This is a genomic window from Streptomyces sp. SID13726 (assembly GCF_010548375.1).
In the GTDB taxonomy this organism is placed as follows: Bacteria; Actinomycetota; Actinomycetes; order Streptomycetales; family Streptomycetaceae; genus Streptomyces.
This window is the reverse complement of record NZ_JAAGLY010000628.1, coordinates 1-413: the sequence shown is the minus strand read 5'-3', so window position 1 is coordinate 413 and position 413 is coordinate 1. Positions and strand designations below refer to the sequence as shown.

The following is a 413-nucleotide window of genomic DNA, read 5'->3' as shown; positions in this document are numbered from 1 at the left end:
TCCGCATACTCGTCGCCTCTGCCTGGCGTGCCGCTCGTGTCCACTGATAGCCGCAGACGGCGGTGGTAACCAGGGGAAAGAAGTAGAAGACCGTCATGTAAGTCGCGGTGCCCCATTCCCCGGCGTGATCGCTCAGAAAACTCCGACTTTGCTCGGGGCGGTCCACGACCGTGAAGAATAGGACCGTGAGCAGAGTCACACCGATCGCGCCCGCCCGATAGGACATTCGAGCGATCCAGCGAGAGACCGCGACGTGCCGTGGCACCACCGCTTCCGAGCTCTTGCCGTAGCTGGTCGCGACGTAGGTCAGGGCCGCCAGAATGGCCGCGGTGCTGGCGAAGTGCCTGAGCAGAGCGCTTAGATCGACCACGGGAACCCGGACCACCGCGCTCATCACGGCTGGGGTGTAGAGC

The 413-nt window shown here is 64.2% G+C and carries 1 pseudogene; it reads right to left on the bottom strand.

The window, feature by feature from the left end:
• Positions 1-394 (bottom strand): annotated as a pseudogene (locus tag G3I78_RS49475) (hypothetical protein); the annotation flags it as partial.
• Positions 395-413: the final 19 nt, after the last annotated feature.